Here is a 10218-nt window from a genome sequence, read left to right on the forward strand (position 1 = left end):
CTGTTGAGATCGAGCGACTGAAGCTCGCCGGGGGCGTCGCCACTGTCGGCCAGGTTCTCCATCTGGCCGGGATCCAGAAGATCGACGAAAAGCCGCCCCTTGCCGGTCAGGTCAAACGCGAGCGTCGCCGGATCGCGGGGCAACTGGCCCGCCGGATCAAACAGCGACCAGATCACTTCAGACAGGGTGAAATCACCCAGTTCCACGGCCAGGGCAAAATCCTGGGCCTCTTCGCCCTGAGCCACCGGCATTTTCATGTCAAAGCCGCTGCGCGCCATGCCAAAGGTCACCGGGAATGGCAGGTCGCTGCTGGTCACGGTGATGTCCAGATCGCGCCCCTTGGCCTGATAGCCAAGACCCTCGGGACCGAAGACAGACCTGAGACTGCCGCCCGCAGAGGCGCTTGTGCCCTCGATCGTGTCGCCACTGTCTTCAAGAGCATAGGCGACACTGGCGTTTTCGTAGGTCATGGCACTGTCAAAGCGAAACCCGGCGTCAAGGCTGGCGACCATATCGGTGTTGTCGATCCCGGATGGCAGGCTGACGGTCCCGTCAAAGCCTGCACTGGCCAAAGAGCCGGTCAGGGAAAGATGCCCGCCCGCGTCGGGGTCGGTGAAATCCAGACCGTAGGTGACAGGGCCCGCCGCCATCTGCTGGCGAATATCGCGAAGGTCGGCATTCCGGATGCTCTCGCTGGTGCCTCGCATATTGGCAAAGGCAATGCGGGCCTCGCCGATCTCGACCGCATCGCCGTCAATGTCCAGACCGGTCAGTTCCAAAGACACCTCATCGGCATCATAAGCGTATTGCATGGCCTCCGGCGTGCCAGACACGGTCATTTTCAAAGCGCGCTGCGCAAGCTCCATCGTGGCTGTCGTGGTCTTGCCCGGCTCGACATCGCTGACCATGGCGATCGGGGTGGTGGCCGGAAGGATGACAGACACCGTGCCATCGGCATTCTCGATCAGTTCCATCCTGCTCATGCGCAGCGTGACAAGGCTCGGCATATCGGGCGCCGTCACGGACATGGCGATATTGCTTATCGCAAGCGTGTCGCCCGCTTTCTGCTCGTCACCGGCGACCTCATATCCAAAAGTCCCGAGATACGCCTTCCAGTCCTGCCAGACCTGATCGGCCGTGACATCGGCCAGCGCCGCCGTGCCGCTGAACGCTGCGGAAACAAGCGTCGCAGAGACGACAAGGGGTCGGATGACTGCCATGACAAGACCTTTCAAAAGCAATTTCGCGCATAGCTTCAACTGTCGGACAGGCCGGGTCAAGTGGCGATCTGGCTGGAACTCGGGGCAGGCGCGGATTAGGTTACGCACAGATAAAGAAAGGGATACCATGACCATGCAGGGCAAATGTGTTCTGATCACCGGCGCCAGCAAGGGAATTGGCGCCGCCGCTGCGCGGGTTTTCGCCGCCGCCGGGGCCAATGTGGCGCTTGCCGCGCGCAATGGCGATGCGGTGGCGGAACTTGCCGGTGAAATCGGCGAAAGCGCCATCGCCATCCCTTGCGATGTCAGCCGCTATTGGGAGGTCGAGGCGGCGGTCGCGGCCTGTCACACGGCCTTTGGGCGGCTGGACGTGCTGATCGGCAACGCCGGGGTGATCGACCCGATCGTCAGTCTCCGCGATGCCGACCCCGAAAGCTGGGGCCATGCCATTGATGTGAACCTCAAGGGGGTTTTCAACGGCATGCGTGCCGCCTTACCCGGCATGATTGAACAAGGTCATGGCACAATCATCACCGTAAGTTCCGGCGCCGCCCATAATGCGCTTGAAGGGTGGAGTGCCTATTGCGCCTCCAAGGCAGGAGCGGCCATGCTGACCCGAAGCGCCGATCTTGAAAGCCGCGATCATGGCATCCGGGTGATGGGCCTGTCACCGGGCACGGTGGCCACCGACATGCAGCGCGAGATCAAGAAAAGCGGCGTCAATTCGGTCAGCCAGCTTGATTGGTCCGATCACATCCCCCCGGACTGGCCCGCACGCGCCCTTTTGTGGATGTGCACGGCGGCCGCTGACGACTTCATCGGCCAGGAAGTCTCTTTGCGCGACGAGGATATCCGCAAGCGCGTGGGCCTGACATGAGCGGCTCTGGCTTGGTCACCCTGACACGAACGGGCGGCCTTTGGACCGCAACGCTAAACCGGCCGGACAAGGCCAATGCCCTGACCGAGCCGATGCTGGCCGAACTGGCCGATATCGCCGAAGCGGCTCAGGAGGCGCGGGTTTTTGTGCAGACGGGTGCAGGCAAGGTGTTTTCCGCAGGTGCCGATCTTGCCGCCGCGCGCGCAGGCCTGGCCACCAGCCCGCAATGGGAACGCCTTTCCGGCGCCATTGCCCGCCTGCCCGGTCTAAGTATCGCTGCGCTCAACGGCACGGTTGCGGGGGGTGCCCTGGGGATGGTTCTGGCCTGTGACATACGTATTGCGGTCGAGGGCGCGGGCGCGTTTTACCCGGTGATGAAGCTTGGATTTTTGCCGCAGCCAAGCGATCCGGCGCGCCTTGCGGCCCTGATCGGCCCTGCGCGGGCGCGGATGATCCTGCTGGCGGGGGCCAAAATAAGGACAGACGAGGCACTTGACTGGGGGTTGTTTGATCGCGTCGTGGCCAGCGACGCCCTTCAGGAAACCACAGAGCGTCTGGCCGCAGATGTGCTGACCGCGAGCCCCGATCACGCGGAGGCGATCAAGCGGTTGTGCACTGGCACAGGATGACACCGCGGGCCGTCGCCCATTTTCCTGGGAAGAAAATGGATCAGAAAATCAGTCTGATTTTCCGGGCCCGGCGTGGTCAGCGCTTGCGCCGTCTTCCGGGCGTTTTCGAGTGAAAGCCCGGCGGACGCTTCGCCACCCAGGCAATGAATTTTGCCAGTCTCGGGTGGCGGCGCAACGCCTCGGACGTATTGAACGCGCGCGCGAGTTCGGCCTCGGTCAGTGTCGCGTGAATTTCATTGTGACAGATCTGGTGCAATAAAACGGTCTCGCCCCCTTTGCCGCCCTTTAGCTTCGGCACAAGGTGGTGCAGACTTTGACGCGCCTCCTTCGGGATCACGCGGCCGCAAAGCGGGCAGACCGGTAATTCTGACGCTATGACTTGATCCTTTCATCCGCTGCGGGCAAGAGGATGGCGCGTGAGGGTCAAAAGGCAAGGGATCATGTGATGGACGGGCAACCGGAAATTATCGACGAGGCCATGGGCTATGCCCTCAAGGGGTGGGAACTGGCCCAGGGCTGGCTGCTGAGCCCCGCCGCATGGTCACAGTTCGCGCTTCTCGTGGCCGCCTTTCTTCTGGCTGTCCTGATCAGCCGACGCCTGAGTCCTGCCCTGACCCGGCTTTTGACCCCGTCCGCCGGACAGGAGCACATCATCGCGTCGGCCCGGCGCTTTGTCCTGACCTTCGTTCCGCTTCTGATGCCGCTTCTGGCCTATGGCCTCACCGGCATCGGCGAGAGCGTGACCCGCTCGATCTTTGGCTCGGGCGAGGTAATCGCCTTTGGCAAGCGGCTGTTCCTGTTTCTGGCGGCACGCCTGTTCGTGCGCGATATCCTGACGGACCCGTTCCTGCGCATACTGGGGCGATTTATCCTGATGCCGGCGGCCTTTCTTTATCTCTTCGGGCTTCTCGGGGTTGCCAATGCCAAACTGGCAGAGATTTCGGTCAACCTTGGCAATATAAGCTTTTCCGCGCTCGCCCTGATCCGCGGTGCCGTTTCGGGCGCCTTGCTGTTCTGGCTGGGCCGCTGGTCACACAGCCAGTCCGAAGACTATATCAAGCGCCAGGACGAGTTGCGCCCCGCCACGCGCGAACTGGCGATGAAGGCCAGCCAGATCGTGATTTTCGGCGTCGCCTTCCTGTTGCTGATGTCGATCATGGGGATCGACCTGACGGCCATCGCCGTTCTGGGCGGTGCGCTTGGTGTCGGCATCGGGCTTGGCCTGCAACAGATCGCGGCGAACTTCGTTTCCGGCATCATCCTGTTGCTGGAGGGCCAGACCACGGTCGGTGATTACGTCGTGCTGGACAATGGCGAAGAAGGCACGATCTTCAAGATGACCGCCCGCGCCGCCATCCTTGAAACCATCGACGGGCGCTGGATCGTGGTGCCGAACGAGGATTTCATCACCAGCCGGGTGGTCAATTATTCCGATGCCGGTACGCGCCATCGCTATGAGGCCGCCTTTTCGGTGAGCTATGAGACCGATATCAACCTGATCCCCGAGATGATCGAGGCCGCCGTGCGCAAGCTGCCCTTTATCCTGCAAGCACCCGAAGGCCCCGAATGCGAACTCAAGGGCTTTGCCGACAGCGGTATCGACTTTACCGTGGAATACTGGGTCGAAGGGATCGAGGATCTGACCCGGAAGTACCGCTCTGACGTGCTTTTCGCCATCTGGAACGTGCTTAAGGAAAACGACATCGAAATCCCCTATCCGCAACGCGTTGTGCATCACAAAGGGCTGAACCCGGTCACATGACACAGGCGCTTGTCATCGGGGCCGGGCCTGCGGGGCTGATGGCGGCACAGGAATTGGCGCAGGCCGGATTGAGCGTTGTCGTGACCGAGGCCAAGCCGTCGGTGGGGCGCAAGTTCCTGATGGCGGGAAAATCCGGGCTGAACCTGACCAAGGCCGAAGAGTTTGGCGACTTTCTCGCCGCCTATGGCGATGCCGCCGCTTCTCTTTGCCCGATGCTGACCGAGTTTGGCCCTGACGCCGTAATGAACTGGGCCCGCGGGTTGGGGCAGGATCTTTTTACTGGCAGTACAGGGCGCGTGTTTCCGCGCGCGATGAAGGCCTCGCCATTGTTGCGTGCCTGGCTCGCAGGGCTGCGCGGCGCCGGGGTAGATATCCGCACCCGCTGGACCTGGCGGGGCTGGGACGGGGACACCATTTTTGACACACCCGAGGGTGTGCAGCGCCTTACCCCGAATGTCACCGTTCTGGCCTGTGGCGGTGCAAGCTGGGCGCGCCTTGGATCGGACGGGGTTTGGGCCGGATACCTTGACCCCGATGCCCTTAGCCCGTTCAAGCCCGCCAACATGGGTGTTCTGGTCAATTGGTCGGATCACATGACCCGCCACTTCGGACAGCCCGTGAAAGGTGTCACGCTTGCCGCCTCTCAGCATCGCTCGCGCGGGGAATTCGTGATCTCTGCAAGCGGGATGGAAGGTGGCGGGATTTACGAGGTCAGTGCCGCGCTACGGGCCGGCGCGCCGCTGGTGCTTGACCTTCTGCCGGATATGACAGAGGTGCAGATCAGGCAAAAGCTGGACAAGGCCCGAGGCCGCGACAGCCTGCAAAACCGGCTGCGCAAGACGCTTGGTCTTGATCCGGTGAAACAGGCGCTGCTGATGGAATTTGGCCGCCCCCTTCCGGATGATCCGGCAAAGCTTTTGAAAGCGCTCCCCATAGTTCTGGCCGGTATGCGACCGATGGACGAGGCAATCTCGACCGCGGGGGGTCTGCGCTTTGAGGCGCTGGACGCGGGGTTGATGATCCGCGACCGCCCCGGCGTTTTTGCCGCCGGAGAGATGCTTGACTGGGAGGCGCCGACAGGCGGGTATCTGTTGACCGCCTGCCTTGCAACCGGACGCTGGGCCGGACGCCACGCCGCAGCGTATCAGGGCAGTGCCGCCGCCTTTTGAAACGCCGGGCGCGCCATGATGCCCGCCGCATAGGCGTTCAGCTTATCACCCGCATCCGGGAAACCGGCCTTTTGGGCCCAGCCCATGCAATGGGTCAGAAGCATGTCGGGAACGGTCATCTCGTCGCCCATCAGATATTGCCCCTCAAGCGCGTCTGAGATGCGGGCGATATTACGGGCATATTCCCATTTGAGCGAGTCCTTGACCGCAGGCACGCGCTGTTCTTCGGGTAGGACAAAGCTGTGGCGGGCGGCGGCACAGAGAACACCGTCGATGTCATCGAGAATCTGATGTGTAAAGGCGTCCTGACGCGCCCGCGCGATGGTGCCGGGGGCATTGGTCAGCGCGTGATGCTTGTCGGCCAGAAAGGTCATGATCGCGGCGGAATCAGTCAGCACCGCATCGCCGTCGCGCAGCGCCGGAATTTTACCCGACGGGTTGGCGGCAAGCGCCTCGGATGAACGGGGCGCGGCCGGAATATGGGTATAGTCCTGCCCCAGCTCTTCAAGCATCCAGAGCACGCGAAAGGCGCGGCTGGCGCGGGTGCCGATAACATCATACATACAAATTATCCCTGTTTATGAGTGATTGACGCAGCTTCGCCCAAAGGGCGGACAGGTGCAATGCCATAGCGCCTAGCGCATCGCCGCAAGCATCGCCAGACGGATCAGCGCGCGCTCGACAAGGGCCATGCCCGGCGCGCGCTGTCCGGCAGAGCGCAGTTGCAGGTCGGTATCGGTGAGGATCGTCAGCGCCTGTTCGAGTTTGGGCGCGCCCCAGCCCTGCGCCTGACGCAGCATCCGGTCACGGCGCGGGCCAAAGATCGGCGGGCGCATGCGGCCAATGCCCTGTGCGGCGCCTCCGGGATCAGAGGCGGCCGTATAGAGTGCGCGGAAATGACGGGTGGCACCGATGCAAAGCGATACCGGCTGGGTGCCCTGCGCCTTGAGCCGCCGCATCACCGGGCCGATTTCGGACGAGCGGCCTTCGGCGACGATATTGAGCACATCGTCAAGATCGGCCTCGGTCGAGGCGGGCGCGCAGGCGGTGATATCCCCGGCATTCACCGGTGTGTCATCGTCAAGCTTGTAGAGCGCGAGCTTTTCCACCGTCTGGCGGAAATCGCCGGGATCGAGATCCTGTGCCAGCGCCGTCAGATCGGGCATCGCATCGGACCCGATGTTGCCCAGGCCGACCTTGGCCAGTGACCCCTCGATCTCGGCGCGCGAGGGCGGGTCGTCGTAAATCCCGACGGCATAGGCGTTCGCATGCCCCTCGAACGCCTTGCGCAGCTTCGAGGTCGCCTTGAGTTGGTTGGCGGTGACGATGATCTGTGCATCGCCCTCCTGCCAATCGGCAAGGGCCGCCATGATCGGGGCAGAGAGCGCCTCGGTCGCATCCTCGACAAAGGCCACGCGGGGGCCAGGAAAAAACCCCTGCGCCTTGATCGCATCAAGCAAAAGCGCGGGGTCCTTGCGCAGGTCCCCGGCCGACATCCGCGTCAGGCGCATCTCTTCTTCGCCGCCGGGGCCGATCAGGGCCGCGATCAGCTCTTGCCGCTTAAGGGCAATGCGCATGGCATCCGGGCCATAGATCAACAGGCCGGTGCGCCCCGCTTCGGGCCGGGCAAAATAGCGCGACGCATCACGGGGCGAAAGTTTCATTGCGACAGGGCGGGCGCCGCAGCCAGAAGGCGGGTGCTTATCTGTTCGCCAAGGATGTTCATCAGGCGGGCCTCGGCATCGCGCTTTGCGGTTTGCGTGGCAACCGGCGAGCCCGAGGCGGAATAGCTGGTAAAGCTGTCAACCTTGCCGGACGTCACAACCGCGCCGGTTTCCAGATCGCGCAGCGCGTAGGTGACCGAACCGATCAGGTTGAACCGTGTGGCCACGTTGCTGGCGCTGATCGCAATCGAATCCTCGCGAATGCCGGTGGCATGGCTCAGCCCATAGCGCGCTCCGGTGCTGCGGCCAAAGCGATCCTCAAGCACGCGGGTCAGAAGATACCCGGCGCGGGTGTTTGGCGCGTCAATCTCGATCTGGCCCTGAAGCACATTGCCCGCGCCATTCGGTGCATAGGCCGGGGTGAACCCGCAGGCCCCAAGGGCTGCGGCCCCCAGCAAGAGCAGATGGCGGCGGTTAAATGACAACATTCACGATCCGTCCGGGGACGACGATGATTTTCCTGGGCTGGGCCCCATCCAGCGCCTTGACCACAGCATTGTGGGCCAGCGCGATTTTTTCAACCTCTGACTTCTCCATATCGTGCGGAACGCTGATTTCTGCGCGGCGTTTGCCGTTGATCTGGATCGGCAGGGTGACGTTTTCATCGACCAGCATGGCCGGATCGGCGACCGGCCATGGCGCGGTGGCGACAAGGCCCTCACCGCCCAGCATCGCCCAGAGGTCCTCGGACAAATGCGGCGTCATCGGCGACATAAGCTGTGCCAGCGTAAGGGCGGCGCGGGTCTTGGCCGCCTTGCCCGCTGTTGAGCGCGCCAGCGTGTTGGTGAAGGCGTAGAGCCGGGCGATAGCCGCGTTGAAGCCAAAGGATTCGACGCCCTTGGTGACCTCGTCCACGGCCTTGTGCATCTCGCGCAGCAGGGTCTCATCGGCCTCAGACGTGGTTGCCTCGGACGTATTGGCGATCTCGGTGGCGATACGCCAGACGCGGGCAAGGTGCTTGGATGCCGCCTCGGCGCCCGCGGCGGTCCATTCCACATCACGCTCGGGGGGGCTGTCGCTCAACACGAACCAGCGCGCTGTATCGGCGCCATAGGCCGAAATGATGCTGGCCGGATCGACCACGTTCTTCTTGGACTTCGACATTTTCGCCGAAGGGATAATCTCGACCACGGTGCCATCGGCCAGTTTGCCGTCTTTCACGTCCTCGGGCAGGTGATAGACCGGGCGGCCAGCGGCATCGCGGGTCTGGTAAATCTCATGCGTCACCATGCCTTGGGTAAACAGCGCATTGAACGGCTCGATGGCCTTTTCGGGCAGGTGCCCGGTGATATGCATCGCGCGGGCAAAGAAGCGCGAATAGAGCAGGTGCAGGATCGCGTGTTCGATGCCGCCAATATATTGATCGACGTTCATCCAATACCCGGCCTCGGCCAGATCGGTGGGCGTTTCGGCATGCGGCGCCGTGAAGCGCGCATAATACCACGAGCTATCGACAAAGGTGTCCATCGTGTCGGTTTCGCGGGTCGCGGGCGCGCCGCAGTTCGGGCAGGTGCAATCGCGCCACGTGGGGTGGCGGTCAAGCGGGTTGCCGGGAACCGAGAAATCAATCGGTGTGCCGTCCTCGTCATAGGGCAATTGGACGGGAAGGTTTTCCTTGGCCTCGGGCACCACGCCGCAGGCTTCGCAATGCACCACCGGAATCGGACAACCCCAATAGCGTTGCCGCGACAGGCCCCAATCACGCAGGCGGAACTTGGTCACGCCCTGACCGACGCCATTGGCTTCGCAGAAATCGACCGCCGTATCGACGCCCTGTTCGCCGGTCTGCTCTGCGTCGCCCGCGAAACCGCGAATATAGCGGACCGCCTCGGTTTTCGCCGGAACATAGGCCTCGCTCAGCGGCCGCTCTTCCTCGCCCACAGGCACAAAAACGGACGGGATCGGCAAGCCGTATTTGCTGGCAAATTCAAAGTCGCGTTGATCGTGCGCCGGACAGCCGAAAATCGCGCCCGTACCATAATCCATCAGGATGAAATTGGCGATATAGACCGGCAATTCACAGGATGTATCGAACGGGTGGCGCGCGCGCAGCCCGGTGTCAAAGCCCATCTTTTCGGCCTTTTCGATGGCCTCGGCGGTGGTGCCGCCCTTGCGGGCCTCGGCGCAGAAAGCGGCCACGTCCTCGCGGTCACGCTCAAGCGTCTTGGCAAGCGGATGATCCGGCGAGATGCCCACGAAAGACGCGCCCATCAAGGTGTCGGGGCGGGTGGTGTAGACCTCGACCCGATCATGCCCGTCAAACCCGTCGACAAGGCCAAAGGCAAACTGAAGCCCGCGCGATTTGCCGATCCAGTTTTCCTGCATCAGGCGTACCTTGGCGGGCCAGTTTTCAAGCCCGTCCAGCGCCTCGAGCAATTCCTCGGCCATGTCGGAAATGCGGAAGAACCACTGCGTCAGTTCGCGGCGTTCCACCTCGGCACCAGAACGCCAGCCCTTGCCGTCAATCACCTGTTCATTGGCCAGAACGGTCATATCGACCGGATCCCAGTTGACCACGGCATTCTTGCGATAGACCAGCCCCTCGGCCAGCATATCGAGGAACAGCGCCTGTTGCTGGCCGTAATATTCAGGATCACAGGTCGCGAATTCGCGGCTCCAGTCGATTGACAGGCCAAGCGGCTTCATCTGGTCGCGCATGTCGGCGATGTTCTGATAGGTCCAGTCCTTGGGGTGACCGCCAATCGCCATCGCGGCGTTTTCGGCCGGCATGCCAAACGCGTCCCAGCCCATGGGGTGCAGCACGTTATGCCCGGTCGCGATCTTGTAGCGCGCCACCACGTCGCCCATGGTGTAGTTGCGCACATGGCCCATGTGCA

The 10218-nt window shown here is 62.7% G+C and carries 10 protein-coding genes; 4 read left to right on the forward strand and 6 right to left on the reverse strand.

The genetic code is table 11. The features are described from left to right. The coding region (locus QZ522_RS14455; protein ID WP_294612984.1) for a hypothetical protein at positions 1–1220 on the reverse strand (1220 nt) is incomplete at its 3' end. Positions 1221–1347: 127 nt separating this feature from the next. Between QZ522_RS14455 and QZ522_RS14460 the strand changes: the two genes are divergently transcribed. Next, complete coding sequence (locus QZ522_RS14460) at positions 1348–2097, forward strand: SDR family oxidoreductase (RefSeq protein WP_294612987.1); 750 nt, start codon at positions 1348–1350, stop codon at positions 2095–2097. Then, complete coding sequence (locus tag QZ522_RS14465; RefSeq protein WP_294612990.1) at positions 2094–2726, forward strand: enoyl-CoA hydratase/isomerase family protein; 633 nt, start codon at positions 2094–2096, stop codon at positions 2724–2726. The genes QZ522_RS14460 and QZ522_RS14465 overlap by 4 nt, the downstream gene beginning before the upstream one ends. 76 nt (positions 2727–2802) lie before the next feature. On the opposite strand, the gene QZ522_RS14470 is transcribed toward QZ522_RS14465, so the two are convergent. Continuing rightward, positions 2803–3102: an HNH endonuclease gene (locus QZ522_RS14470; protein ID WP_294613010.1), complete on the reverse strand. Its 300-nt coding sequence runs from the start codon at positions 3100–3102 to the stop codon at positions 2803–2805. Between the two features lie 69 nt (positions 3103–3171). On the opposite strand from QZ522_RS14470, the gene QZ522_RS14475 reads away from it, so the two are divergent. Both QZ522_RS14475 and QZ522_RS14480 read left to right on the forward strand, forming a co-directional pair. After that, the gene (locus tag QZ522_RS14475) at positions 3172–4488 is read left to right on the forward strand and encodes a mechanosensitive ion channel domain-containing protein (RefSeq protein WP_294612993.1); all 1317 of its coding nucleotides are present in this window, start codon (positions 3172–3174) and stop codon (positions 4486–4488) included. Beyond that, complete coding sequence (locus QZ522_RS14480) at positions 4485–5657, forward strand: TIGR03862 family flavoprotein (RefSeq protein ID WP_294612996.1); 1173 nt, start codon at positions 4485–4487, stop codon at positions 5655–5657. The genes QZ522_RS14475 and QZ522_RS14480 overlap by 4 nt, the downstream gene beginning before the upstream one ends. Here the strand turns inward: QZ522_RS14480 and QZ522_RS14485 are convergent. From QZ522_RS14485 to leuS, 4 genes are all read right to left on the reverse strand, one after another. Continuing rightward, complete coding sequence (locus tag QZ522_RS14485; RefSeq protein WP_294612999.1) at positions 5633–6220, reverse strand: glutathione S-transferase; 588 nt, start codon at positions 6218–6220, stop codon at positions 5633–5635. The genes QZ522_RS14480 and QZ522_RS14485 overlap by 25 nt on opposite strands. Before the next feature lie 72 nt (positions 6221–6292). Beyond that, positions 6293–7321 (reverse strand): DNA polymerase III subunit delta, encoded by a 1029-nt coding sequence (gene holA / locus QZ522_RS14490; RefSeq protein WP_294613002.1) that lies wholly within the window; start codon positions 7319–7321, stop codon positions 6293–6295. Beyond that, complete coding sequence (lptE, locus tag QZ522_RS14495; protein WP_294613004.1) at positions 7318–7809, reverse strand: LPS assembly lipoprotein LptE; 492 nt, start codon at positions 7807–7809, stop codon at positions 7318–7320. Before lptE ends, holA begins: the two co-directional genes overlap by 4 nt. Further along, on the reverse strand, positions 7796–10218 hold a 2423-nt coding region (leuS, locus tag QZ522_RS14500), incomplete at its 5' end, for a leucine--tRNA ligase (protein WP_294613007.1). The genes lptE and leuS, both read right to left, overlap by 14 nt.

This window comes from uncultured Roseovarius sp., assembly GCF_913054395.1.
Lineage (GTDB): Bacteria > Pseudomonadota > Alphaproteobacteria > Rhodobacterales > Rhodobacteraceae > Roseovarius.

Bases quoted from the DNA above. Each gene is read 5' to 3' on its own strand.
- QZ522_RS14480 (WP_294612996.1), top strand. From the start codon at position 4,485: ATGACACAGGCGCTTGTCATCGGGGCCGGGCCTGCGGGGCTGATGGCG.
- QZ522_RS14485 (WP_294612999.1), bottom strand. From the start codon at position 6,220: ATGTATGATGTTATCGGCACCCGCGCCAGCCGCGCCTTTCGCGTGCTC.
- QZ522_RS14475 (WP_294612993.1), top strand. From the start codon at position 3,172: ATGGACGGGCAACCGGAAATTATCGACGAGGCCATGGGCTATGCCCTC.
- lptE (WP_294613004.1), bottom strand. From the start codon at position 7,809: ATGTTGTCATTTAACCGCCGCCATCTGCTCTTGCTGGGGGCCGCAGCC.
- holA (WP_294613002.1), bottom strand. From the start codon at position 7,321: ATGAAACTTTCGCCCCGTGATGCGTCGCGCTATTTTGCCCGGCCCGAA.
- QZ522_RS14465 (WP_294612990.1), top strand. From the start codon at position 2,094: ATGAGCGGCTCTGGCTTGGTCACCCTGACACGAACGGGCGGCCTTTGG.
- QZ522_RS14460 (WP_294612987.1), top strand. From the start codon at position 1,348: ATGACCATGCAGGGCAAATGTGTTCTGATCACCGGCGCCAGCAAGGGA.